The 24,198-nt window shown below is 71.2% G+C and carries 18 protein-coding genes; 14 read left to right on the forward strand and 4 right to left on the reverse strand.

Annotated features, from left to right (window positions below; all coding sequences use genetic code 11):
* Positions 1 to 295 precede the first annotated feature (295 nt).
* From dapA to ACFYY8_RS21080, 8 genes are all read left to right on the forward strand, one after another.
* Positions 296 to 1,222 (forward strand): 4-hydroxy-tetrahydrodipicolinate synthase, encoded by a 927-nt coding sequence (gene dapA / locus ACFYY8_RS21045; protein WP_390043287.1) that lies wholly within the window; start codon positions 296 to 298, stop codon positions 1,220 to 1,222.
* Positions 1,223 to 1,377: 155 nt separating this feature from the next.
* Positions 1,378 to 3,063: a ribonuclease J gene (locus tag ACFYY8_RS21050; RefSeq protein WP_390043289.1), complete on the forward strand. Its 1,686-nt coding sequence runs from the start codon at positions 1,378 to 1,380 to the stop codon at positions 3,061 to 3,063.
* Positions 3,064 to 3,206: 143 nt separating this feature from the next.
* Positions 3,207 to 5,729 carry a DNA translocase FtsK gene (locus tag ACFYY8_RS21055; RefSeq protein WP_390043291.1) on the forward strand — a complete coding sequence of 841 codons (2,523 nt, stop codon included), beginning with the start codon at positions 3,207 to 3,209 and terminating at the stop codon, positions 5,727 to 5,729.
* A gap of 83 nt (positions 5,730 to 5,812) precedes the next feature.
* Positions 5,813 to 6,571 carry a helix-turn-helix domain-containing protein gene (locus ACFYY8_RS21060; RefSeq protein WP_390043293.1) on the forward strand — a complete coding sequence of 253 codons (759 nt, stop codon included), beginning with the start codon at positions 5,813 to 5,815 and terminating at the stop codon, positions 6,569 to 6,571.
* Positions 6,572 to 6,639: 68 nt separating this feature from the next.
* Positions 6,640 to 8,049, forward strand: coding sequence for a 30S ribosomal protein S12 methylthiotransferase RimO (rimO, locus tag ACFYY8_RS21065; protein WP_390043295.1), 1,410 nt, complete (start codon positions 6,640 to 6,642; stop codon positions 8,047 to 8,049).
* Positions 8,050 to 8,074: 25 nt separating this feature from the next.
* A complete protein-coding gene (pgsA, locus tag ACFYY8_RS21070; RefSeq protein ID WP_390043297.1) occupies positions 8,075 to 8,680 on the forward strand; it encodes a CDP-diacylglycerol--glycerol-3-phosphate 3-phosphatidyltransferase in 606 nt (201 codons plus the stop codon).
* Positions 8,677 to 9,180, forward strand: a complete 504-nt coding sequence (locus ACFYY8_RS21075; RefSeq protein WP_390043299.1) for a CinA family protein — start codon at positions 8,677 to 8,679, stop codon at positions 9,178 to 9,180. Before pgsA ends, ACFYY8_RS21075 begins: the two co-directional genes overlap by 4 nt.
* A gap of 207 nt (positions 9,181 to 9,387) precedes the next feature.
* The gene (locus tag ACFYY8_RS21080; RefSeq protein WP_390043301.1) at positions 9,388 to 9,750 is read left to right on the forward strand and encodes a helix-turn-helix domain-containing protein; all 363 of its coding nucleotides are present in this window, start codon (positions 9,388 to 9,390) and stop codon (positions 9,748 to 9,750) included.
* On the opposite strand, the gene ACFYY8_RS21085 is transcribed toward ACFYY8_RS21080, so the two are convergent.
* Genes ACFYY8_RS21085 through ACFYY8_RS21095 form a run of 3 tightly spaced genes read right to left on the reverse strand, consistent with a single transcriptional unit; the run spans position 9,747 to position 12,724 of the window.
* Positions 9,747 to 10,538 carry a DNA-formamidopyrimidine glycosylase family protein gene (locus ACFYY8_RS21085; protein WP_390043303.1) on the reverse strand — a complete coding sequence of 264 codons (792 nt, stop codon included), beginning with the start codon at positions 10,536 to 10,538 and terminating at the stop codon, positions 9,747 to 9,749. The genes ACFYY8_RS21080 and ACFYY8_RS21085 overlap by 4 nt on opposite strands.
* A gap of 39 nt (positions 10,539 to 10,577) precedes the next feature.
* Positions 10,578 to 11,027, reverse strand: a complete 450-nt coding sequence (locus ACFYY8_RS21090) for an Rrf2 family transcriptional regulator (protein WP_184719254.1) — start codon at positions 11,025 to 11,027, stop codon at positions 10,578 to 10,580.
* 20 nt (positions 11,028 to 11,047) lie between these two features.
* Positions 11,048 to 12,724, reverse strand: a complete 1,677-nt coding sequence (locus tag ACFYY8_RS21095; RefSeq protein ID WP_390043305.1) for a condensation domain-containing protein — start codon at positions 12,722 to 12,724, stop codon at positions 11,048 to 11,050.
* A 315-nt stretch (positions 12,725 to 13,039) separates the two neighbouring features.
* Here ACFYY8_RS21095 and ACFYY8_RS21100 point away from each other — a divergent pair, with 315 nt between their 5' ends.
* The 3 genes from ACFYY8_RS21100 (at position 13,040) to ACFYY8_RS21110 (ending at position 16,260) form a co-directional block, all read left to right on the forward strand.
* Complete coding sequence (locus ACFYY8_RS21100; RefSeq protein WP_390043307.1) at positions 13,040 to 14,218, forward strand: ROK family protein; 1,179 nt, start codon at positions 13,040 to 13,042, stop codon at positions 14,216 to 14,218.
* A 180-nt stretch (positions 14,219 to 14,398) separates the two neighbouring features.
* Positions 14,399 to 15,538 carry a hypothetical protein gene (locus tag ACFYY8_RS21105; protein WP_390043309.1) on the forward strand — a complete coding sequence of 380 codons (1,140 nt, stop codon included), beginning with the start codon at positions 14,399 to 14,401 and terminating at the stop codon, positions 15,536 to 15,538.
* On the forward strand, positions 15,538 to 16,260 hold the full coding sequence (locus ACFYY8_RS21110; protein WP_390043311.1) for a PIG-L deacetylase family protein: 723 nt from the start codon (positions 15,538 to 15,540) through the stop codon (positions 16,258 to 16,260). The genes ACFYY8_RS21105 and ACFYY8_RS21110 overlap by 1 nt, the downstream gene beginning before the upstream one ends.
* Positions 16,261 to 16,344: 84 nt before the next feature.
* Here the strand turns inward: ACFYY8_RS21110 and ACFYY8_RS21115 are convergent, their stop codons facing one another.
* The gene (locus tag ACFYY8_RS21115; protein WP_390043313.1) at positions 16,345 to 17,859 is read right to left on the reverse strand and encodes a glycoside hydrolase family 3 protein; all 1,515 of its coding nucleotides are present in this window, start codon (positions 17,857 to 17,859) and stop codon (positions 16,345 to 16,347) included.
* Between the two features lie 330 nt (positions 17,860 to 18,189).
* On the opposite strand from ACFYY8_RS21115, the gene ACFYY8_RS21120 reads away from it, so the two are divergent.
* Genes ACFYY8_RS21120 through ACFYY8_RS21130 form a run of 3 tightly spaced genes read left to right on the forward strand, consistent with a single transcriptional unit; the run spans position 18,190 to position 24,135 of the window.
* Entirely contained in the window at positions 18,190 to 18,474 is a 285-nt protein-coding gene (locus ACFYY8_RS21120) for a phosphopantetheine-binding protein (RefSeq protein ID WP_352008490.1), read from the forward strand.
* Entirely contained in the window at positions 18,471 to 22,793 is a 4,323-nt protein-coding gene (locus ACFYY8_RS21125) for an amino acid adenylation domain-containing protein (RefSeq protein ID WP_390043317.1), read from the forward strand. Before ACFYY8_RS21120 ends, ACFYY8_RS21125 begins: the two co-directional genes overlap by 4 nt.
* Entirely contained in the window at positions 22,786 to 24,135 is a 1,350-nt protein-coding gene (locus ACFYY8_RS21130) for an MFS transporter (protein ID WP_390043319.1), read from the forward strand. Before ACFYY8_RS21125 ends, ACFYY8_RS21130 begins: the two co-directional genes overlap by 8 nt.
* The last annotated feature ends 63 nt before the right edge of the window (positions 24,136 to 24,198 follow it).

Consider the following 24,198-nt stretch of genomic DNA (forward strand, 5'->3'; position numbering starts at 1 on the left):
GGGAGGGATCGGGCGGGGGCCTCTCCGGTATGGCACCAGGGGAAGGCTTGGGGGAATTTCTGCCTTCTGGGGTGGCGATGTTCGGGCCGTTTCCGGCCTATGGAGGGGTCTTCTGTGGGGGTTTGTCTTATTTGGTGGTTTGTTTGGAGTTCGGGGGCGGTGGGGCTTCGACGGGGGGGTGTCCGGGGGAAGGAAGCGGGGCGATGCGGGGGTTGACGAGGCGGGGAAGGGGGAAGAGGGCTTAGGCGGGGTGGCGGGGTCTACCGTTTGCGTGGTTCCGGGTAGCGTTCGGTCTATGGCAGCGCCAACTGGAACCTCTGACGCCCCCTTCGGCCGCATGCTGACCGCGATGGTCACACCGTTCGCCGCGGACGGCTCGGTCGACTACGAGGGAGTGCGGCGCCTTGCCGCCTACCTGGTGGACGAACAGCGCAACGACGGCATCATCGTGAGCGGCACCACGGGTGAGTCCCCCACGACCACGGACGAGGAGAAGGAGCGCGTCCTGCGCGCCGTCGTCGAGGAGGTCGGCGACCGCGCCACGGTCGTGGCGGGAGCGGGCACCAACGACACCCGCCACAGCGTCGAGCTGGCCAAGGCCGCCGAGCGCGCCGGGGCGCACGGTCTCCTGGTGGTGACGCCCTACTACAGCAAGCCCCCGCAAGAGGGGCTCTACCGGCACTTCACCGCCGTGGCCGACGCCACCGGCCTGCCGGTCATGCTCTACGACATCCCGGGTCGCAGCGGCGTGCCCATCGAGACCGCCACCCTGCTGCGGCTGGCCGCGCACGAGCGGATCGTCGCGGTCAAGGACGCCAAGGCCGACCTGTTCGCCGGATCCCAGGTGATGGCGGCGACCGACCTCGCCTTCTACTCCGGCGACGACACGCTCAACCTGCCGTGGATCTCGGTCGGAGCCGTGGGGTGCGTCAGCGTCATCGGGCACGTCGTGGGCGCCGAGATCGCCACGATGATGAGCCTGTACCGCTCCGGCGACGTCGCGGGAGCGCTCGCCGTACACCGTGCGATCCTGCCGGTGGTCGAGGGCGTCATGACGCGGACGGGCGGTGCGATCATGACGAAGGCGGCGCTGACCCTGATGGGGCGCTCCGCGGGACCGGTGCGGGCACCGTTGGCCGACGCCACGGCGGAGCAGGTCGCGCGGCTGAGAGAAGACTTGATCGCGGGTGGCGTGAAGCTGCCCGACGGAGATGTGTCATGAGAAGGAACGCGGCGGCCGGTGACGGCCGCAGAGGGGAGAAACGGAAGTTTGAGTGACAGAGGACACAGTGGCCGGCCGGTGACCGGAGTGCTCGGCGAGGGAGCAGTCCCGCCGGCGGAGAGGGCCGCCTCCACCTACCAGAGAGGCGTGGCCGGATGAGTCATCCCCACCCGGAGCTCGGGCCGCCTCCCGAGCTTCCCGAAGGCGCGCTGCGCATCGTCGCACTGGGCGGCCTGGGCGAGATCGGCCGCAACATGGCGGTCTTCGAGTACGACGGCCGTCTGCTGATCGTCGACTGCGGGGTGCTGTTCCCCGAGCCCGACCAGCCGGGCGTCGACCTGATCCTGCCCGATTTCGAGTACATCAGGGACCGCCTCGACGACGTCGAGGCGCTGGTGCTGACGCACGCCCACGAGGACCACATCGGTGCCGTGCCGTACCTGCTGCGGGAACGGCGTGACATCCCGATCGTCGGCTCGAAGCTGACGCTGGCGCTGATCGAGGCCAAGCTCACCGAGCACCGCATCCAGCCGGTCAAGGTCGAGGTCGTCGAGGGCGAGCGGCGTGTGTTCGGGCCGTTCGAGACCGAGTTCTTCGCGGTCAACCACTCGATCCCGGACGCGCTGGCCGTGGCGATCAGGACGCCCGCGGGCATCGTGCTGCACACCGGTGACTTCCGGATGGACCAGCTGCCCAGCGACGGACGGCTGACCGACCTCGGCGGGTTCGCCAGGCTCGGCGCCGAGGGCGTCGACCTGCTGATGTCTGACTCGACGAACGCGGAGGTCCCGGGCTTCGTCACCAGCGAGCGGGAGATCGGCCCGGTCATCGACGAGGTGATCCGCACCGCGGAGAAGCGGGTGATCGTGGCGAGCTTCGCCTCCCACATCCACCGCGTCCAGCAGGTCATCGACTCCGCGGAGAAGCACGGCCGCAAGGTCGCGCTGGTCGGCCGCTCCATGGTCCGCAACATGGGCGTCGCCAGGGATCTGGGCTACCTGAGGGTGTCATCCGACGTCATCGTCGACGCCAAGGAGATCGAGGGCCGTCCTCCCGAGGACGTCGTGCTGATCTGCACCGGATCGCAGGGTGAGCCGATGGCGGCGCTGTCGCGTATGGCCAACCGCGACCATCCGATCAGGGTGGCCGAGGGCGACACCGTTTTGCTGGCCTCCTCCCTGGTTCCGGGCAACGAGACCGCCGTCAACAAGGTGATCAACGGGCTGAGCCGCTGGGGCGCCCGCGTGGTGCACAAGGGCAACGCCAAGGTGCACGTCTCCGGGCACGCCGCCGCGGGCGAGCTGCTCTACGTGCTCAACCTGACCAGGCCGTCGAACTTCATGCCGGTGCACGGCGAGTGGCGTCACCTGCGGGCGCACGCCAAGCTCGCCGCGCTGACCGGGGTTCCCGACGACCACATCGTGATCGCCGAGGACGGCGTCGTGGTCGATCTGCTCGACGGCCGCGCGCGGATCGTGGGAGCGGTCCCCGCGGGCTATGTCTACGTGGACGGCACCTCGGTCGGCGACGTCACCGACTTCGCCCTCAAGGACCGTCGCATCCTGGGCGAGGAGGGCTTCATCTCCATCGTCGTGGTGGTCGACACCGGCACGGGCAAGCTGACCGGAGGGCCGGAGATCCACGCCCGGGGGTCGGGCATCGACCCCGACCGGCTCACGGAGGTCCTCCCGCAGCTCGAGAGGGCGATCGAGGAGAACGCCGCCGACGGCGTCGTGGACATCCAGCAGGTCCGCAGGGTGGTCCGCAGGACCGTCGGGCGCTGGGTGAGCGACACCTACCGTCGCCGCCCGATGATCGTCCCCGTGGTGATCGAGGTCTGACCCGTTTCCGCCGTACGGCCAGCTCAGGCAGGCCGTACGGCATGTCGGTGGGTGCGGATCCATGGGGCTTTTGTTCTGTATGGTGAGGCTGGTACCGGCGAGCCTGCGCGTGATCGACGGTGTCGATCGATAGCCTCGCTAGCATGGCCACCGGTACGTCTAAAGGCGCCTCAGGCAAGACTCCCGCCAAGGGGTCGGGCCGGTCCGGGTCCTCAGCGCCCCGCACGGCTCCCGTCAGGCGGGCCGCCACCACCCGGGCGAAGCCCGCCCCGCGCTCCAGAAGACCCCCGGGCCCCCAGCACGACCCGCTCGGCTGGGTGTTCACCATGATCGGCAAGCTGTTCATGGGGGTCTGGATGCTGCTGGCGGGCGGCATCGGCACCGCGGCGCGCGCCCTCGGGCAGAACGCCAGGGAGCTCGACCCGGCGCACCGTCGCGACGGGCTCGGCCTGGCGGTGGTCTCCGGAGCCATCGCGCTGGCCGCCATCCTCTGGCGGGACACGACGGGCACGGTCTCCCAGGTGGTCAACGGGGTGATGCGCGGGACCTTCGGGTCTCTGGCCTGGCTGATCCCCGTCCTGCTCGCGCTGCTGGCCTGGCGGCTGCTGCGCCACCCCGACCAGAACGCCGACACGGGCCGGATGGGCATCGGGTGGTCGGCCCTCATGATCGGCCTGCTCGGCGTCGTGCACGTGGTGCACGACACGCCGTATCCGTCGGGGGGACCCACCGACGGGATGGACAAGGTCTCGGCCGCCGGAGGCATGGTCGGCTTCATCGTCTCGGCGCCGCCCGCGAGCATCCTGCCGGCCTTCGTGACGATCCCGCTGCTGCTGATCCTGTCCGGGTTCGGCGTCCTGGTGATCACCGCGACACCGGTCCACCGGGTCCCCGAGCGGCTGGCCGAGATCAGGAACATGCTCTTCGACCGGGAGGCGCCTCCCAAGGCCAGGCCCGCCAGGAAGCCCGCGCGCAAGCGTCCCACCGAGGAACGCGAGGGCGGCGAGACCGTCAAGCCGTACGACACGCCGGTCGTCGCCGAGACGCGGGCGGGGACCGGGCAGGACCACTCCCCGGAGATCGTTCCCGGGCTCACCGAGGAGCCGCCCGAGGAGGAGGCCGTCGCCGCGACCAGGGCGGAGCCGCCTGCCCCGACCCCGGCGCCGCGCAAGGTCGAGCAGCTCGTCCTGTCGCCGCAGGCGGGCCCCTACACGCTGCCGGACATCCAGTTCCTGCGCCCGGGCAGCGCCCCCAAACCGCAGACCAAGGCCAACACCGTCGTGGTCAACGCGCTGACCAGCGTGATGGAGCAGTTCTCCATCGACGCCCAGGTGATCGGGTTCACCCGGGGACCGACGGTGACGCGCTACGAGATCGAGCTGGGCCCCGCGGTCAAGGTCGAGAAGGTCACCGCCCTCACCAGGAACATCGCCTACGCCGTCAAGTCCGCCGACGTGCGCATCCTGTCGCCCATCCCCGGCAAGTCGGCGATCGGCGTGGAGATCCCCAACACCGACAAGGACCTGGTCTCCCTCGGCGACATCCTGCGCTCGCAGGTGGCCCAGGCCGACCACCACCCGATGATCGTCGGCCTGGGCAAGGACGTCGAGGGCCGCACCATCGTGGCCAACCTCGCCAAGATGCCGCACCTGCTCATCGCGGGCGCGACCGGCGCGGGCAAGTCGGTCTGCGTCAACGGCCTGATCTCCTCGATCCTGATGCGCGCCACGCCGGACGAGGTACGGATGGTGCTGGTCGACCCCAAACGGGTCGAGCTGAGCGTCTACGAGGGCATCCCGCACCTGATCACGCCGATCATCACCAACCCCAAGAAGGCCGCCGAGGCCCTGGAGTGGGTGGTCGGTGAGATGGACCGGCGCTACGACGACCTGGCCGCCAGCGGTTTCCGGCACGTCGACGACTTCAACAAGGCGGTGCGCACGGGCAAGCTCGTGCCGCCGCCGGGCAGTGAGCGCGTCTACCAGCCCTACCCGTACCTCCTGGTGATCGTGGACGAGCTGGCCGACCTGATGATGGTCGCCCCGCGCGACGTCGAGGACTCCATCGTCCGCATCACCCAGCTCGCCCGTGCCGCGGGCATCCACCTGGTCATCGCGACCCAGCGGCCGAGCGTGGACGTGGTCACCGGTCTGATCAAGGCCAACGTGCCCTCCAGGCTGGCCTTCGCCACCTCCTCCCTGGCCGACTCGCGGGTCATCCTGGACCAGCCGGGCGCCGAGAAGCTGGTCGGGCAGGGCGACGCGCTGTTCCTGCCGATGGGCGCGAGCAAGCCGATGCGGCTGCAGAACGCCTTCATCTCGGAGAAGGAGATCGGCGACGTCGTCGCGCACTGCAAGGAGCAGATGCAGGTCGAGTACCGCGACGACGTGGCCGCCTCGGCGACCGCCAAGAAGGAGATCGACGAGGACATCGGCGACGACCTCGACCTGCTGGTCCAGGCCGCGGAGCTGATCGTGACCACCCAGTTCGGCTCGACCTCGATGCTCCAGCGCAAGCTGCGGGTCGGCTTCGCCAAGGCGGGCCGTCTGATGGACCTGCTGGAGAGCAGGAACGTCGTGGGGCCGAGCGAGGGCTCCAAGGCACGCGAGGTCATGGTCAAGCCCGACGAACTGCCCGGACTCCTGGCCGACCTGCGGGGTCAATGACGCCCCCGACGTACGGGAGCAACCCGATTACTGGTTGAATAGGACTCACTACGCAGCGTCGGGTGCTTTGGGGGCGTGCGGCTATGAGCATTGGCAGTGGTTTGGCGCAGGCGCGCCGGTCGGCGGGGCTGACCGTGGCGGAGCTGAGCGCGCACACGCGCATTCGTGAGGCGCTGATCCACGCGATCGAGCGTGACGACTTCTCCCAGTGCGGAGGGGACTTCTACGCGCGGGGCCACGTCCGGAACATGGCCAAGGCCCTCGGGCTCGATCCGGAGGCCGTGGTGCACGAGTACGACGAGCTGCACGGGGGCGTGCCGCTGCCGGTCAGGGCCGCCAGCGTGTTCCAGGCCGACACGCCCATCAAGATCCGTGAGAGCCGCTCGCCCAACTGGACCATGGCCATGGGCGTCGCGCTGGCCATCGTGGTGGTCTTCGGCGTGGTCAAGACCATGGGCGGGCAGGGGGAGACGCCGACGGCCGAGGTGCGGCCCGCCGTACCCGCCCACTCCGAGGCGGGCAGGGCGCTCGACACGCCCGGGCCGACACGCAGGCCCAACTCGCTGGCCGCGGGCACGGTGAGCGGGCCCGTGGTCCTCAAGATCAGCGCGAAGCGCTCCTCGTGGCTCGACGTGAAGGACGTGAGTGGCAAAAAACTCTTCTCCGGCACGCTGGAGGCGGGTAAAACCTCCGTCTGGCGGGCGGAGAAAGGGATGAAGGTCACTTTCAGCGACGGCGGGGCCGTCTCGTTGCAGCTCAACGGCAAGAACCTCGGCGCTCCCGGGCGCCGTGGACAGGTCGTCAACCGCTCCTACGGCCTGCAGGACTCCACGCCGAGCTGACCCGGGGCCGTCTGGGAACGGGGGAGGTGCATCGGTGGCCGTCAACTCCCGATACCGTAGTGTCCACCATGTCATCCCGCCGAACCGCATCGCTGATCACGCTGGGCTGCGCGCGCAACGAGGTCGACTCAGAAGAGCTCGCCGCGCGTCTTGAGGCTGCCGGTTGGCAGGTGGGCGACGACGACCCGGAGGTCATCGTCGTCAACACCTGCGGCTTCATCGACTCAGCGAAAAAGGACTCCATCGACACACTGCTCGCCGCGGCCGACTCCGGGGCCAAGGTGGTCGCCGCGGGCTGCATGGCCGAAAGGTACGGTGACCAGCTCGCCGACGCCCTGCCCGAGGCCGCGGCCGTCATCTCCTTCGACGACTACACCCAGATCGGCGCGCGTCTCGACGACGTGCTCGCCGGCAAGTCGCTCGTCCCGCACAGTCCGCGTGACCGCAGGACCCTGCTGCCGATCTCCCCGGTCGAGCGCGCCTCGGCCCCCAAGACCAACATCCCCGGCCACGGAGAGCTGCCCGAGGGGCTGGCCCCGGCCAGCGGCCCCAGGCCGCTGCGCAAGCGCCTGGGGGACGGCCCCGTCGCCTCGCTGAAGCTGGCCTCCGGGTGCGACAGGCGCTGCACGTTCTGCGCCATCCCCGCCTTCCGCGGCGCCTACGTCTCGCGTGATCCCGCCGAGCTCATCGGTGAGGCCGCGTGGCTGGCGGGCGAGGGCGTCAAGGAGCTCGTGCTGGTCAGCGAGAACTCCACCTCCTACGGCAAGGACCTGGGCGACCTGCGGGCGCTGGAGAAGCTGCTGCCCTTCCTGGCGGCCGTCGAGGGCGTCGAGCGGGTGCGGGTCAGCTACCTGCAGCCCGCGGAGCTACGTCCCGGCCTGCTGGAGGTGATCTCCTCGACCGAGGGCATCGCCCCCTACTTCGACCTGTCCTTCCAGCACGCCAGCGGCTCCGTGCTGCGGCGGATGCGCCGTTTCGGTGACCCGAGGCGCTTCCTCGACCTGCTGGAGATGATCAGGGCCAAGGCTCCCGAGGCCGGAGTCCGCTCCAACTTCATCGTGGGCTTCCCCGGCGAGACCGAGGAGGAGTTCGGCGAGCTCGTCTCCTTCCTCGAGCTGGCCAGGCTCGACGTGATCGGCGTCTTCGGCTACTCCGACGAGGAGGGCACCGAGGCGGCCTCGCTGCCGGGCAAGCTGGAGCAGGAGGTCATCGACGCGCGGGTGGCCACGCTGACCGAGCTGGCCGACGAGCTCATGGCCCAGCGGGCCGAGGAGCGCATCGGCACCGAGGTCGACATCCTCATCGAGGAGGATCTCGGCGACGGCGGCTACGAGGGACGAGCGGCGCACCAGGGCCCCGAGGTGGACGGGTCCGTCACGGTCCAGGGCATCGGCCTGGTGCCCGGGCAGATCGTCAGGGCCGTCGTGGTCGACTCAGAGGGAGTGGATCTGATCGCCCGCATCAAGGCCGCGCCGTGAGCGCGCCACCGGGCCGGGGGACCGTATGACCAATTCGCCAGAGACCGGTACCGGCACGACGCCGGCGACCACGCGCCCGAAGGTGAGCGCGTGGAACATCGCCAATGTCGTGACGGTGATACGGCTGGCGATGGTCCCCTTCTTCGCGGCCTGCCTGTTCCTGCCCGGCGCGGGCTGGCGGGTCACAGCGCTGGTGGTCTTCCTGGTCGCCTCGCTGACGGACCTGCTCGACGGTGAGCTGGCCCGGCGTTACGGCCTGATCACCGACTTCGGCAAGATCGCCGACCCGATCGCGGACAAGGCGCTGATCGGTGCGGCGCTCATCAGTCTCTCGCTGCTCGACGAGCTGCCCTGGTGGGTCACGATCGTGATCCTCGGCAGGGAGCTCGGCATCACCCTGATGCGATTCGCGGTCATCAGGCACGGCGTGATCCCCGCCAGTTACGGGGGCAAGGTCAAGACCGTCCTGCAGATCGCCGCGATCGTCTCCTACATGTGGCCCGGGGTCCCCGAGCCGGTCCGTGTGGTCGTCATGGGCGCGGCCGTCGTCGTGACGGTGGGCACCGGCCTCGACTACGTGATCCGCGCGGTCAGGCTGCGGCGGGTGGCCAGGAAGGCGCGGGGCGAATGAGTCACCGTCTGCTCGCCGCGACCAGCGTGCTCTCCCTCCTCATCCGCAGAGGGGAGACGGTCGCGGTCGCCGAGTCGATGACCGCGGGACTGATCGGCGCGGTCCTCACCGCCCCTCCGGGGGCCTCCACGGCCTTCGTCGGGGGTGTGCTGTCCTACACGACCGAGCTCAAGCACCGGCTGCTCGGCGTTCCCGCCGACCTGCTCGACCGGGAGGGGGCGGTCCATCCGGACGTCGCCGCCGCGATGGCCGAGGGCGTCCGTGAACTCACCGGCGCCTCGTACGGCCTGGCCGTGACCGGCGTCGCCGGTCCCGAGCCACAGGACGGCAAACCGGTCGGCACCGTGCACCTGGCCGTTAGTGGTCCTGATGGGCGGGTATGGCACCGGGATCTCCACCTCGCAGGCGCCCGTGAGGAAATTCGCCAATCGACAGTCAAGGAGGCCGTAGACCTGCTTTTAGGTGTGCTGGAGTCGAACTTGGGGGAACATTCCGGGTGATTACCGCGTTACGTCCCCAGCGAACATGCTCACCACGGTCTGCCGCAGGGTTGGTGGATACAGGTACGGTGGAGCTGTGAGTGAGGTAAAGGTCAAGCGATGATGACGGCGAGGAGTATGTACGAAGGGTCGCGTTCGAAGAACGGGCGGCACGAACCGATCGCGCGGAGTGTCGTGAAGGCGCCCGCGCCGGGGAGGGAGCGACAGATGGTCCTGCTGCGTCAGCTGCTCGGTGACGTGCTGCGGCGGCTGCGGGTGCGGCAGAGTCGCACCTTGCGTGAGGTGTCCACACTGGCTCGTGTTTCCCTCGGATATCTGTCCGAGGTGGAGCGTGGCCAGAAGGAGGCCTCCTCCGAATTGCTCGCGTCGATCTGCGGTGCCCTCGGTGTGCCGCTCTCACAGGTGCTGCGTGAGGTCTCCGACCAGTTCGCGCTGGCCGAGCTTCAGCACGCCCCGGTGCTCGCCGGTGACGTGCCCGAGCGCGAACGCCTGCCGATCGCCGAGACCGTGGCCTCCGGTGCTCTTCCGGATTCCGTCTTTCCCGAAGTCAACGACATGGTCGCGGCCTAACCGGTCACTCGTTCCGGCTGGCAGCGACGACACCAGACGATCAGCCGTTCCTGCGGCCCTCTCCCCATCTCAGCGCGACTGATCCGGCTCCCACAGCGCAGGCAGGCCCGTCCGGCCCTGCCGTAGACCCAGGTGTCCCGGCCGGGGCGTGCGTCCCCTGTCGTCACCCTGTTGGGACGCTCCCTGTTCACGTGCAGTAGCCGCTGCGCGATCCTCACCACCTTCTCCAGGTCCTCGACCGCGCCGACGGGTCGCCACGGCCACAGACCGGCCAGGAACAGTGTCTCGGCCCGGTAGATGGTCCCGATTCCCGCAAGGTTGCGCTGATCCAGCAGCGCCTCTCCGATCGTCGTCTCCGGGGTGGCGGACAGCCGCCGTACGGCCTCGCCCGGATCCCAGTCCGCCCCGAGCAGGTCGGGGCCGAGATGCCCGACGACTCTCGCCTCGTGCCCGGTGGGCAGCAGATCGACCATGCCCAGCCGTACGCCTGCGGCCTGCCACTCCTCGTTGGCCAGCAGCAGGCGGACGACGTCTCCCGGAGGCGTGCCCCGTCCCGGTCTGGAGATCCGCCAGCTTCCCTCCATCCGCAGATGGGTGTGCACGGTCAGGCCGCCCTCGACCCGGGTGAGCAGGTGCTTGCCCCGGGACCGGGTCTCCAGGACGGCCCGGCCGGTCAGGTCCGCGGTCGCGTGGGCGGGCACGCGGAAGTCGGAGCGGGTGAGCACCCGCCCGTCGAGCGCGAGACCGAGCCGTTTCGCGGTGAGGTGGACGACGTCACCCTCGGGCACGACCGTCTCCCAGGTGGTGCCCCGGCCGGTGCCGGTGAATCAGTCCCACGCCGAGGGGTCGGCGGCGAGCTGGCGGACCCGCTCGGGGAGCACGCCGGTGGCCACGCTGTCGAGCGTGACCTCCTCCAGGATGGCCCGCTCACTGGCCCGCAGCGCGATCCAGACCTGCTGCAGCGCCTCGGCGGGGCCCCGGTAGCCGACATGCTCGGGGCGCTCGCCCCGCACGTTGGCCAGCGGCCCGTCAACGGCGCGGATCACGTCCGCCAGGGTGATCTCAGAGGCGGCGCGAGCCAGCACGTAGCCACCCTCGGGCCCTCTCTGACCCCGGACCAGACCGGCTCGCCGCATCTGCAGGAGGATGTTCTCTAGGTATTTGGGCGGCATGTCCTGCTCCTTGGCCAGCTCACCCACGGTGGTAGGTCCGTCACCCGCGGCGGCGAGTTCGGCGGCGGCACGTAGGGCATAGTCGACACGAGCGGATAGACGCATGTAATCGATTATCCCGCCTGCTATTGACTGCTTACGCGCGAGGTGGCGGAAAAAACGAACTCACGCCCGCAGCCTTCGGTGACGACAGGGGTTCGCAGCCACGCCTCCGCCGGCGCGGGCTGGTGGATCACGTAGTGGTGAGGGGCGATCGCGGAGGTGCGTCCCGGTAGCAGGGCCATGCACGCGGCGTGGGCCTCCTCGGGGGTTCCTCCGGAGACATGGCAGGTCAGACGTCCGTCCGCGTCGTGGGTCACCAGGTGCGGGCGATCTCCGAGGGCCGCGTCGACGAGCCGTTCCACGGCCTCCAGGTTCACCCAGCACGAGTCGGTGTGGATCCAGCCCGGGCCGTACTCGACGGGCGGGACTCCGCACAGGTCCGCCACCTCCGGCAGCGGGACCACCCGCCCCGCCGCCTCGATCAGCAGTCTGACCAGGCCGGTGCCGAAGCTCTCCGCCTCGGCGCGGGACATGACGCGGGGGTCGATCCAGAACGTCAGGTCGACCTCGTCCTCAAGGCGGTTGGTCCACAGCGCCAGGTGCGCGGGGAAGGAGGCCTCGGGCAGCCACCGGCACTCGATGTCCTCCACCGGGGGCGGCTCCCGCTCGGCCAGGGCGACCCCGCTCATGTCGCTGAAGACGCAGTCGCGGGCGAAGTCGATCCCCCGTTCGGTGTTGACGGCCCCGATCAGGTTCCAGAGCGCGATCGAGTCGAACCTGGTGTGCTGGTAGCCGGTGAGGGAGGCGGTGCGGAAACGGCGGACGGCCTCGTCGAAGGTGGGGACCTCCAGATCGGCGCTGATCAGCGCGTCCTGGGCGATCGGGCCGACGTAGTCACGCACCTCGGGGCGGATCCTGTTGCTGGTCAGCGAGGCGATCACGCATGTCCGCTGGACGGTCCTCGTTCCGATCAGCGTCCCGAGCGCGGCGAGGGTGACGACGGACCTGCTGGCTCCCGTACGGCGCGCCACGGCGCCGAGCGCCTCGGCCGCGGCCGTGGAGCGGACCCGCAGCCGGGGCCGGAGGGCCTCGGGGTCGGCGGTCTCGTCGACGGCGAACATCGACTGCGGCACCCGGCCGAGCTGGGTGCCCCAGTGCCGCAGGGCGGCGGCGGTGCGCAGCCGGGTGGGCGGGGCCTTCTCCTCCAGGGCCAGGTCGAGCGGCTGGGTCGGGCACGGCTCGGGTACGGCCTCACCTCTGATGAGCCGCTCCCAGTCGCGCATCACGGTGGCCAGGCCGACCTCGTCGACCGAGGTGTGCGTCAGCACGAAGACCATCCTGAGGGGGACGTCCCCCTCAGTGATCACCGCGACCCGGATCGGCAGCTCGTTCTCCACGTCGAACCGGTCGCCCTGCAGGCGCAGGCCGACCTCCTCGGCCAGCCGGTCGACGGCGTCCGGTTCAGGCTCGTCCTCGACGACGTGGACCTCGACGGGCAGGGCGCCGGACCCGGAGACCAGTTGGGTGTCCCCGCGGATCGTGGCCCGCAGGCTCTCGTGCCTGGCCAGTAGCAGCCCGACCGCCTCGACGACGGCGGCCAGGGTCGTCCCGTGGGGAAGGGGCGTGGTCTCACGGAAGTTCATGTGCAGAGGGGGGTCACGTAGCACGCAGCGGGCCATGTTCGCCTGGCCCATCGTGACGGGGCCGTGCCGGGTCGGTCGTCCCGCGTAGCAGGCCGAGATCCTGATGACGGTTTCCATGTCGAGACCTGCCTCGCCACACGCCGCAAGAGTCTTACTGAAAAGAATCTTTACCATTTCCCGTTTCCCGGAGTGTTCCACGCGACGGGCGGGCGTCGCAAGCCCTGATTTCACGGCGATCCCGTGCTGTGAGGGGGCGGTGGAGGCGGGCAAGGCCGGGAAGGGAGGGAGGGGGACATGCCGGAAGAGGCCCTCCTGGCCTCCCCGCACCCCCCTTCGGGGCTAAACTATCAGGAAGCTTTATTAATGAATAGAACCGCTATTCTTACCTGAATGTAATTGCGACGGGGAAACGGCGAACAAGAGAGCATGCGTATGGAGCGACGTCCTGGCGTGCCCAGGCTGCTGAGGGAGATCAACGACCGGGCCGCCCTGGAGCTGTTGCTGGATTCGGGACCGCTGACGCGGGGCCAGATCGGAGAGCTCACCGGCCTTTCCAAGGTGACGGCGTCCCAGACGCTCGCGCGCCTTGAGGAGCGCGGTCTGGTCGAGGTGGCAGGGGAGCAGGCGGGAGGAAGAGGGCCAAATGCCGCGCTTTACGGCATCATTCCCTCCTCCGCTTATGTGGCGGGTCTGGATGTGGGCCCGGAATTCGTGACCACCGCCATCGCGGATATCCACGGGGACATCGTGGCCGAGGTGACGGTCGCGCCGAACGGGCACGACGACCCGGTGGCGCTGGTGCACAGCGCGGTCGTCAAGGCGTGCCGGTCGGCCAAGGTCGCCCTGTCCAAGCTGAGGGCGGTCGTGATCGGCACCCCGGGCGTCGTCGACCCCAGGACCGGGGACGTGCGTTTCTCCTTCGACCTGCCCGGCTGGCACGAGGGAATCCACGAGGCGCTCGCCCGTGACCTGCGGCGCGACGTCAGGATCGAGAACGACGTCAACCTCGTCGCGGTCGCCGAGCGCGCCCGTGGCGCGGCGCACGGGGCCGACGACTTCGTGCTGCTGTGGGTCGGCCGCGGTATCGGTCTCGGCGTCGTGCTCGGCGGCAGGCTGCACCGGGGCCTGTCCGGAAGCGCGGGTGAGATCGGCTACCTGCCGGTGCCCGGTGTGCCGCTGGCCGAGGACATCCGGGCGGTGCCCGGGCGGCTGCCCTCGCTGGCGGGTGGTCTGCAGTCGCTGGTCAGCGCCGAGGCGGTGATGGAACTCGCCGCGACCTACGGCTTCAGCGGCGAGAGCGCGACCGAGTGCGTGGCCGCCGCGGTCGGGGCGGGAGAACAGGGGGAGCCCCTGCTCGACGAGATCGCCGGGCGTCTGGCGCTGGGTGTGGCCTCGGTGTGCGTCGTGCTCGACCCCGGGCTCGTGGTGCTCGCCGGGGAGATCAGCCAGGCGGGCGGGGCCGTGCTCACCTCCAGGATCGAGGAGGCGGTCGCCAGGATCTGCCCGGTCCGTCCGCAGGTCGTGCCCAGTCAGGTGGTCGGAAACCCGGTTCTGCGCGGGGCCGTCCTGGCCGCGCTCGACCAGGCACGTGAGGAGATCTTCGCCTCCTGAGCCGTGTGCGGGGGGTGCTCCGGGGGACGCCGGAGCACCCCCCGCACGTAATGGAACGTGCCATTTTCCCGACTTGCCGGTTTCTTCTTGATCGCCCGTTGCGGCGCGAGGAAGATCGTCTATGCTGGCGCGGAAATGTCATAAAACTGACATTCTTCCGTGATCGGGGAGCGAAGCACTATGACAGCCGTCATCGCCGTGCTGCATGCCGAGGACGTGGCACTTGAATTCCTGTCCGTCCTGAGACGGCACGCGGAGGACGACATCGGGGTCGTCATCGGGCGCCCCGGCACCCGGGTGACCCTCCCCGGTGGCCTGTCGCTGCGGGAACGCCTGGAGCTGCTCGCTCCGTTCGTCGAGCCGGGGGGCAACACCGCGGCCCTGCCGGGACCCGAGGAGGTCGCGGGCCTGCTGGGCGAGGCGACGGGGGAGGTCTGGACCCACTCCCCGGCCGACCACCGCATCCGCAGGGCCAGGTTCGGCTGGATCGTCTCCAGGGCGCTGGCGGGCCGGACCGTGACGTACTCGGTGGGGGACAACCTGTTCCTGCAGACGGTTCCCGGCCAGGTGGCGGGGCTCACCGGGGCCGAGGCCGCCGCGAAGATCGACTTCATCAACCGGCACGCGGGGGAACTGCTGCGCAGCCGTGTGCCCGACCGGCTCGTCACCACCGACCGGGTGCCGGTGGTCGAACGCTTCTTCACCGTCGACACCGAGCGGGCGAACCGGCTCTACGCGCTCATCTCCAGCCTGGGGGAGGACGCGGCCGTCGCCGACGACCCGTGGGAGTTCGGGCGCTCGCCGTACGAGGCGGACCGGCTGGACGCGACGGCGGCCTGGATCGGCCGGTGGTGCTCGCCGGACGACGGGCCGCTGGTCGAGGTGGGGGCCTGCCAGGGTGAACTGACCCGCAGGCTGGTCGGCAAGGGGTACGCCGTCCAGGCGACCGAGCCGAACGCCTCCTTCCTGGCGAGGCTCGGGGAACGGGACCTGGGGGCCGAGCTCTCCGCGGAGAGTCTGGAGGAACTGGCCGCCGGGCGCTCCCGGCCGGCGGCGGCCTACCTGCTGATCGAGATGCTCTACTACGACCAGGACCTGACGTTGCTGGACGCCCTGCCGACCGACCGGATCCTGCTGGCGCTGGAGACCGAACGGCTCAACGACGTGGTCTGGCCCTGGCTCAGGGAACAGTCGGTCTGGCGGGTGGCCGAACGGGTCGAACTGGCCCCGCCGACCCTTGAGTTCGTCTGCGACGACCTGGCCTACCTGCGTAAGCGGGGCAGCCGGGGACTCGTGCTGACCAGGAACGGACAGGTGTGATGAGCTGGCGGACGATCGTGGTCTCCCCGCACTTCGACGACGCGGCCATGTCGGTCGCGGGGGTCCTCGCCAGGAGCGAGGGACCCTCGGTGATCGTCACGGTGCTCGGCGGCGCCGCGGCGGAGCGGGAGTCGTCCTGGGACCGGTTGTGCGGGTTCGCCTCCGCGGAGGAGACGGCCCGTGAACGGCTCGCGGAGGACGCCAGGGCGTGTGAGGTCCTCGGCGCCGAGCAGGTGGCGCTCGACTATCCCGACGTGCCCGCGCAGGCGCTGAGACTGGACGGGCTGGCGGACTTCCTGACCGCCGGCGTCACATCGGACACCCGGGTGCTGGTCCCGATGGGCATCGGCAACGCCGACCACGAGACCGTCCGTGACCGGGCGCTCGACGCGTTGAGCGGACTCGGCGCGGGGGAGGTCCTGGCCTACGCCGACCTGCCCTACGCCTCGGCGGTCCGCGAGTGGGGTACCCCGGAGGCCGCGCGGGCCCTGGCGGAGCGGCGGCCGGTGCTGACGCTGGCCGGGCGGCACCGGCTGCGTCCTGAGCCGCCGGTACGGCTCGACGAGCGGGAGTGGGCGCTCAAACGGCGCGCCGTCCTGTCCTACGCCTCGCAGATAGCGCCCCTGGCCTGCGAGTACGGGGAGTTCGTCGCGATGCCGGGGCCGCTGCAGCACGAACTTCTGTGGACCCTCGAAAGCGAGTCCGCCGCGAGCCCGGCGTGAGTTCACAGTGGACTCACACTGGATTCGCGGCGAACTCACGGTGAACTCATGTTGGGCTCACAGGGCCCCGTACGGCCCGCGCGCTCAGGCCGGGGTCAGGTCCGTCACGGCGGTCCTGCCCGTGAGCAGCTCGGCCACGGCCTGCCCCGAGGCGGTCGTCGCGCCGTGGGTGGTGATGTGCGTGCCCCCCGGCGCCAGCGGGCCGGGCAGGCCCATCTCGACCACGATCGCGTCGGGCCGTCCGGCCAGCAGGGTGTCGAGGCCGGCCGAGACCCAGGTGTGACGGTGCGCGTCGCGCACCACGACCACCAGCGGGCGTCCTTCGGCGGGCACCGGGAGCGGGTCCCCGGGGCCGAGCCGTACGCCGTCGGTGCCGGGGAGCAGCGCGGCCAGCGGCCCGGCCACGCCCCACGGGGTGACCCGGTCGATGGCGATGTTGGTCTCGGAGACGAACTCGACCACCTGCGGGGCCGTGACGAGCGGGAACCCCTCACCGCGGACCCGCAGGGCGCGCCTGGCCGCGGCGAGGCCGGAGGGGTCGGCCTCGGTGCCTCCGGTGACCCAGGTGGCCCGGCGCTGTTCGGCCGACCACGCGGCCAGGCGGCGCACCCGCTCCGCGGCCTCGGCCAGGCGTTCCTCGGGAAGCGTGCCGTCGATCACCGCGGCCATGATGGCGTTGCGCATGAAACCGACGACGCCCGCGCCCTTGCGTTCGCCGCCGACACAGACGGCGTCGGCACCCGCGGCCAGGGCGCGCACCGCGGCGCCGGTCACGCCGTAGCGCTCGGCGACCGAGGGCATCTCGACGGCGTCGGTCACGATCAGGCCGTCGAAGCCGAGTTCCTCGCGCAGGAGGCCGACCAGCAGCCGGTGGCTCAGCGTCGCCGGGAGTTCGGCGTCGTAGGCGGGCACCAGCAGGTGGCCGGTCATCACGGCCCGCACTCCCGCCTCGATGGCGGTCCGGTACGGCGGAAGCGTGGTCGCGGCGAGCTCCTCGACCGAGTAGGAGACCGTCGGCAGGTCGTTGTGGGAGTCGACGGCGGTCGCGCCGTGCCCGGGGAAGTGCTTGGCGCAGGCGGCGACCCCGGCGGCCTGCAGGCCGGTGACCCACGCCGCGGCGTGCCTGGCGACCAGCCACGGGTCGGAGCCGAAGGCGCGGGTGCCGACGACGGGGTTGTCCAGGTCGGAGTTGACGTCGATCACGGGGGCGTAGTTGAGGGTGACGCCCGCCCGCGCCAGGTCGGCGCCGATCTCCCGGGCCACCCGCTCGGTCAGCTCGGGGTCGTCGACCGCGCCGAGGGCGAGGTTGCCGGGGCGGGAGCTGCCGGTGAGGGCCTCAAGACGGGTGACGTCCCCGCCCTCCTCGTCGGTGGCGATCACCACGTCCGGGTTCTCCGCGCGCAGGGCGGCCGTCAGGGCTCTGATCTGGGGACCGTCCACGAGGTTCCTGGAGTAGAGCGCGACCCCGCCGAGCCCGTCGGCGAGCCGTCTGCGCAGCCAGTCGGGCACTTCGGTCCCCACGAAGCCCGGCTGCAGCACGGTGTCCGCAAGCCTGGCCAGCTCGGGACTCGCGCCACTCAGGCCCCCGCGAACGCTCATAACGCCTCCGTTTTTTCAACATCGTCTTTTGCTTGTTTCAGACGTACCACATGTGTAGCATTCGGATTGCATTAATAGACAGGAAACTTTACTAATTAAAGGTTTCCTGGCGGTCCCATGCCCGTGTCGCCCGCCCGAAGACAAGTCACCCATGAGGGAGACGGACCGGATGTCGCACACCCGGCTAATCGCGCCGGCCCCTCCGCACCGTCGCCTCCCGTCACCGTCATGTCCTCGGGCCGTGTCCCAGGACGAGCCACGGAACGCGCCCGTCCTCGCGGGACCCGGGCCACAAGAGCCGGTCAAAACCGAACCAGATGAGGAGTCCCCGTGACCGACCTGTTCTCCCCGGCCAAGGAAACCGAGCCCTTAGGCCTGGAGGACCCGGTGACCGCCCAGATACGCGAGATCTGGCAGGAGGTTCTCCGCGTCGACGACATCGGTCCTGACGAGGACCTCTACGATCTCGGCGGCCACTCGCTGACCATCACCCAGATCATCGCCAGGACCCGTCGCAGACTCGGCGTCGAGGTCTCCCTGGACGTCTTCTTCGACAATCCCACCGTCGCCGGCATGGCCGAGGAGGTCACCCGGCTGCGGGGAGAGCAGGCGTGAACGCGTTCCCCTCCGCACGAGAGCTCTTCCCCGCGCCGGGGCTGTCTCCCGCGCAGGAACGCATGTGGTTCCTCGACCGGCTCTCGCCCGGTGACGGGGCCAACAACATGGTCGTCTGCGAGAGGCTGACCGGGTCGCTCGACACCGGGGCCCTGGAACGGGCGCTGAGCGAGATCGTCGCCAGGCACGAGGCGCTGCGCACCGTCTTCCCCGACCGGGAGGGTGTCCCGGAGGCCAGGGTGCTCGACCCGGAACCCGTGGTCGTCGAACACCTCACCCCGGTGGGCGAACCGTCCCCGGAGACTCTCGCCGAACTCAGCAACCGGCCCTTCGACCTGGCCTCGGGACCGCTGCTGCGCGCGGCCGTGGCCCGCGTCGGCCCCGAGGAGCACATCCTCCACCTGGTCGTGCACCACATCGCCGGGGACGCCTGGTCGATCGAGCAGATCCTCTACCCCGAACTGGCCGCTCTCTACGCGGCCTTCGCCTCGGGACGGCCGTCACCGCTGGCACCACCCCGGCGAGGCTACCCCGACCACGTGCGGGAGCAGCGCGAACGCCCGGCCGACGTCACGAGCCCGGCGAGGGAGCTCGACGGCGTCCCGGTGCTCGAACTGCCGACCGACAGGCCCCGCCCCGCCGTACGGACGACCGAGGGGGACCTGGTGATCCACCGTGTCCCGATCGGGCTGTGGCGGCGCGTCACCGAGCTGGCCAGGGCCGAGCGGTGCACCCCGTTCATGGTGCTGCTGGCCGCCTACCAGGTCCTGCTGTCCCGCTACAGCGGTCAGGAGGACTTCTGCGTCGGCACCCCCGTCGCCGGACGTGACCGGGAGGAGGACGAGGAGGTCTTCGGGCTCTTCGTCAACACCCTGGCCCTGCGCGCCGACCTCGGGGGCGACCCGGCCTTCCGCGACCTCCTCAAACGCGTACGGCGCCGCGCCTTCACCATGTACGGCCACGCCGCGGTGCCGTTCGAGCGGCTGGTCGCCGAGTTGCGGCTGGGCGGGGACCCGGCCAGGACCCCGCTGATCCAGACGTTGCTGACGCTCGGCAACCCCGAGGCGGGCTCCCTCGAACTCGACGGGCTGCGCGCCGAGCCGGTGCTCTCCGGGCTGGTCTCGGCCAAGTTCGACCTGTCGCTGAACGTGGTCGTCTACCCCGGGTACCTGCAGCTCATGTTCGACTACAGCACGGCCCTGTACGACCGGGCGAGCGTCGAACGGATGGCCGTGCACCTGGAGACGCTGCTCGGCTCCGTCACGGCGACCCCGGGCGGCCGGTTGTCCGAGCTGGAGATCCTGCCGGAGGCCGAACGCGCGGCCCTGCTCGGTGAGCCTCCCGAGGAACTGGCCTGGGAGGAGGGCGCCCTCCTGCTGGACCACCTGGTCGCCAGGCAGGCCGCCCGCACCCCGGAGGCGCCCGCCGTCGTCACCGCGGAGGCGACGCTCACCTACGGCGACCTCGACCGGGCCGCCGACGCCGTCGCCGCCGGGTTGCGTCCCCTGCTGGGGTCTCCGCCGGGTTCCGGGCCGGGTTCCGGGCCGGCCGAACCGAGGGTCGGGCTCGCCCTGACCGCGAGCCCCGAGGCGGTCGTCGCGCTGCTCGGCGTCCTCAAGACGGGGGCCGCGTACGTGCCGCTGGACCCGGCCCAGCCCGTGGAACGGCTGGCCGCGCTGCTGCGGGACGCGGGCGTGGCCGCGGTGATCGCGGATGAGGCCGGGTTCGCCGGGTTCACCGAGCTCACCGGGGGGCCGGTCGTCACCCGCGCCGACCTCGCCGCCTGGACCTCCCGGGTCGAGCCGGTCAAGGAGCCGGCCAGGGGCGGGCCCGTGCCCAGGCACCCGGACCAGGCCGCCTACGTGATCTACACCTCCGGTTCGACCGGGAGCCCCAAGGGGGTGGTCGTCGGGCACCGCACCCTGTCCCATCTGGCCAGGTCCTTCCGCGACCTGCACGGCTTCGGGCCGGGGGAACGGGTGCTCATGGTCCCGCCGCTCAGCTTCGACGCCTCGGCAGGGGACGTCTTCCCCGCGCTGATCAGCGGCGCCGCCCTGGTGCTGCACCCCGACCCCGCCTCGCTGACCGGGCCCGGTCTCGCCGAACTGTGCGACGACCTCTCGATCACCATGGTCGACACCGCCTGCGCCCTGTGGCAGCAGTGGGTCGAGGAGCTGGACCGGGCCGGTCTGCGGCTGCGCGGGCCGCTCACCACGATGATGGTCGGCGGCGAGAGCGTCCCGGTCGCACGGCTGCGGACCTGGGCGGGGCTGACCGGCGGGCGGGTCGCCTTCCACAACCACTACGGGCCGACCGAGGCGACCGTCTGCGCCACCTCCTACCGCACGACGGACGGCGCCGAGGTGAACGCCCCCCACCTGCCGATCGGCACGGCGCTGGCGCACACCCGCGTCTACGTGCTCGACCGGCACGGCAACCCGGCCCCGACGGGTGTGCCCGGCGAGGTGCACATCGGCGGGGAGTGCCTGGCCCACGGCTACCTCGGCCGCCCCGGGCTGACCGCCGGGCGTTTCCTGCCCGACCCGTTCTCACCCCGGGCGGGGGCCAGGATGTACGCCACCGGGGACCTGGCCAGATGGCTGCCCGGCGGCGACCTGGAGTTCCTCGGCAGGACCGACCGGCAGGTCAAGGTCAACGGCGTCAGGATCGAGCCCGGTGAGGTCGAGGCCGCCTGCCTGGCCCACCCCGGGATCCGTGAGGCCGTCGTCGTCGCGAGACAGGGGCGGCTGGTCGCCTACCTCGCCGGGGAGCCGGTCGGCCTGGCGCGACTGCGGGCCTTCCTGGCCTCCAGGCTGCCCGGCTCCATGCTGCCCGGGGCCGTCGTCATGCTGCCCGCGCTGCCGCTCACCCCGCACGGCAAGATCGACCACCGGGCGCTGCCGGAACCGGACACGCGCTCCGCGCCGCCGTACGAGGCGCCGAGGGAGGGCACGGAACGGGAACTCGCCGCTATCTGGGCGGGGCTGCTCGGCGGAGAGCCGGGACGCGGGGACAACTTCTTCGACCTGGGCGGCACCTCGCTGCTCGTGCCCCGGGTCGTCTCCGGGATCTCGGCCAGGCTCGGGGTCACGGTGCCGATGAACGAGGTGTTCACCGCCTCCGACCTGGCCGACCTGGCCGGGATCGTCGACGGAGGGCCCGCGGAGACCGTGGACCTGCGGGCCGAGGCGGTCCTGCCGCCGGACGTCGTCCCCGGCGGGCCGGTCGTCACGGGGCCGCCGCGGCGGGTGCTGCTCACCGGCGCGACCGGCTTCCTCGGCGCCCACCTGCTGGCCGAACTGCTGCGCCGTACCGAGGCGACCGTGCACTGCCTGGTCAGGGGGAGCGAGCCGGAGGAACGGCTGCGCGCGGGCCTGGAGCGCTACGGGCTGTGGGAGGAGGGCCTGGCCAGGCGGATCGTCGCCGAACCCGGCGACCTCGGCGTCCCCGGCCTCGGTCTGCCCGGCGGGCGCTTCGCGGAACTGGCCGGGACGGTCGACCTCGTCGTGCACAACGGGGCCGTGGTCAACTTCGCCTGGCCGTACCGGAGACTGCGGGCGGCCAACGTGGACGGCCTCGTCGAGGTGCTGCGCCTGGCCACGGGCGGAGGCAGGACCGTCCCGGTCCACCTGGTCTCGACCCTCGGCGTTCACCTGACCCCCGGCGAGCGCACGGTCAGGGAGAAGGACCCGCTGCCCGACCCGGAGCCGCTCACCCTCGGCTACGACCGGAGCAAGTGGGTCGCCGACCGGATCGCCGGGCTGGCGCGCCATGCCGGGCTGCCGGTCTCCGTCCACCGGCCCGCCAGGATCTCCGCCGGCAGCGGGACGGGCACGGCCGCGCCGGACGACTTCCTCGGCCGGTTCTTCGAGACCTGCGCGCGCCTCGGCTCGGTGCCCGAAGGGGAGCGGCTGGACATGGCGCCGGTCGACCACGTCGCGGCGGCGATCGTCCACCTGGCGCTGAGCGGGGCCGTCGGCGACTTCCACCACCACAACCCCGGCCTGCTGCGCCCCGTCGTGCTGGCGGAGGGACTGGCCGAGCGCGGCTTCCCCGTACGGCTCATACCGAGCGAGGAGTGGCGCAGGCTCGCCCGTGACCGCGTCGCGGTCGGCGACGACCTGCCGATCGCCCTCTACCCGGCCTTCATCGCCGAGTACGGCGGGCAGGCCGGTGGCCCCTCCTTCGACTGCTCGGCGACCGAGGAGAGGCTCGCCCAGGCCGGGCTGGTCTGCCCGCCCGCCGACGCCGCGCTGCTCGGCCGTTACCTGGACCACTACGTGGCCTCAGGGGTGCTCGTGGGGGGTCGTCGTGACTGACGGTGCGGGCGCCGGCGTGGACGACGGCGTGCGCAGGTTCGCCGTCATCTGGGCCGCGCAGCTGCTGTCGATCATCGGTTCGAGCCTGACCGGGTTCGTGCTCGGGGTCTGGGTGTACCAGCGCACCGGTTCGGCGACCCAGTTCACGCTGATCATGCTCTGCGCGGTGCTGCCCGAGGTGCTGCTCTCGCAGCTCGCGGGCGCGACGGCCGACCGGCTCGACCGCAGGCGGCTGCTGATGGCGGCGGACGCGGGGGCGGCCGTGGTGACCGTGGCGCTGGCCGTGCTGCTGGCCACCGGCTCGCTGCAGGTCTGGCACGTCTACGTGGTCACCGCGGCGGGGGCCGTCTTCGGCACCTTCCACATGGCCGCCTACCACTCGATGATGCCGTTGATCATGCCGAGCAGGCACCTGGGCCGCGCCAACGGCCTGATGCAGGTCGCCGACGCGGTCAACATCGCGGCCCCGCTGCTGGCGGGCACACTGCTGGTGACGGTGGGGATCACCGGCGTCGTGGTGGCCGACCTGGCGACCTTCCTGGTCACCATGGCCGTCATGTTCGCCGTACGGCTGCCGCCCGAGGTCACCCGGCCCGGCGCGGTCACCGCCCCCGAGCCGCTCCGCGGCGACCTGGCCTTCGGCTGGCGCCACCTGCGGGCCAGGCCGGGACTGCTCCTGCTGGTCGCGCTGCTGGCCGCGCACAACCTGCTCTTCGGCGCCGCGGGAGTGCTGGTCCAGCCGCTCATCCTGTCGTTCGGCTCCCCGGCCGTGCTGGGCGCGCTGATGTTCGCCGGAGGCGCGGGCGTCTTCGCCGGGGGACTGGTGCTGAGCGCCTGGGGCGGGCCCCGGCGCAGGGTACGGGGCGTCGTGCTGTTCACGGCGCTCGGCGGGGTGCTGCTGGCCCTGCACAGCCTCGCGCCCTCGCCGTGGCTGATCGCGGTCGTGGCGCCCGCCTTCCTGTTCACGCTGCCGTTCGTGCAGGGCACGGCGATGACCGTGGTGCAGGCCAAGACGGAACCCGCCGCGCTCGGCCGGGTGCTCAGCACCGTGCGGACCCTCACCCAGACGGCGACGGTGCTCGCCTACCTGGCCGCGGGCCCCCTCGCCGACCGGGTCCTGGAACCCGCGATGGCCCCCGGCGGGGCCCTGGCGGGAGTCCTCGGCGGTGTGATCGGCACCGGCCCGGGACGGGGTGTGGCGGCGGTCTTCCTCATCTCAGGCCTGGGCCTGCTGGTCCTGGCCCCGCTGCTCTACCTTCAGCCCCGCCTGCGCGGGGTCGAGGCCGAGCTTCCGGACGCGCGTCCGGAGCCCGACCCCACGCGGGCCGCTCAGACCGTGTGATCCGACGGCGTCGTGTGCTCAGCGAGGAGCCACGCGCGGAGAAGTCATGCGCGGAGAAGAGCA

It is taken from the genome of Streptosporangium sp. NPDC001559 (assembly GCF_042893955.1).
Classification (GTDB): Bacteria; Actinomycetota; Actinomycetes; order Streptosporangiales; family Streptosporangiaceae; genus Streptosporangium.

Bases quoted from the DNA above. Each gene is read 5' to 3' on its own strand.
- ACFYY8_RS21060 (WP_390043293.1), top strand. From the start codon at position 5,813: ATGAGCATTGGCAGTGGTTTGGCGCAGGCGCGCCGGTCGGCGGGGCTG.
- ACFYY8_RS21110 (WP_390043311.1), top strand. From the start codon at position 15,538: ATGAGCTGGCGGACGATCGTGGTCTCCCCGCACTTCGACGACGCGGCC.
- ACFYY8_RS21095 (WP_390043305.1), bottom strand. From the start codon at position 12,724: ATGGAAACCGTCATCAGGATCTCGGCCTGCTACGCGGGACGACCGACC.
- ACFYY8_RS21050 (WP_390043289.1), top strand. From the start codon at position 1,378: ATGAGTCATCCCCACCCGGAGCTCGGGCCGCCTCCCGAGCTTCCCGAA.
- pgsA (WP_390043297.1), top strand. From the start codon at position 8,075: ATGACCAATTCGCCAGAGACCGGTACCGGCACGACGCCGGCGACCACG.
- ACFYY8_RS21090 (WP_184719254.1), bottom strand. From the start codon at position 11,027: ATGCGTCTATCCGCTCGTGTCGACTATGCCCTACGTGCCGCCGCCGAA.
- rimO (WP_390043295.1), top strand. From the start codon at position 6,640: ATGTCATCCCGCCGAACCGCATCGCTGATCACGCTGGGCTGCGCGCGC.
- ACFYY8_RS21075 (WP_390043299.1), top strand. From the start codon at position 8,677: ATGAGTCACCGTCTGCTCGCCGCGACCAGCGTGCTCTCCCTCCTCATC.
- ACFYY8_RS21105 (WP_390043309.1), top strand. From the start codon at position 14,399: ATGACAGCCGTCATCGCCGTGCTGCATGCCGAGGACGTGGCACTTGAA.
- ACFYY8_RS21055 (WP_390043291.1), top strand. From the start codon at position 3,207: ATGGCCACCGGTACGTCTAAAGGCGCCTCAGGCAAGACTCCCGCCAAG.
- dapA (WP_390043287.1), top strand. From the start codon at position 296: ATGGCAGCGCCAACTGGAACCTCTGACGCCCCCTTCGGCCGCATGCTG.
- ACFYY8_RS21080 (WP_390043301.1), top strand. From the start codon at position 9,388: ATGGTCCTGCTGCGTCAGCTGCTCGGTGACGTGCTGCGGCGGCTGCGG.
- ACFYY8_RS21100 (WP_390043307.1), top strand. From the start codon at position 13,040: ATGGAGCGACGTCCTGGCGTGCCCAGGCTGCTGAGGGAGATCAACGAC.
- ACFYY8_RS21115 (WP_390043313.1), bottom strand. From the start codon at position 17,859: ATGAGCGTTCGCGGGGGCCTGAGTGGCGCGAGTCCCGAGCTGGCCAGG.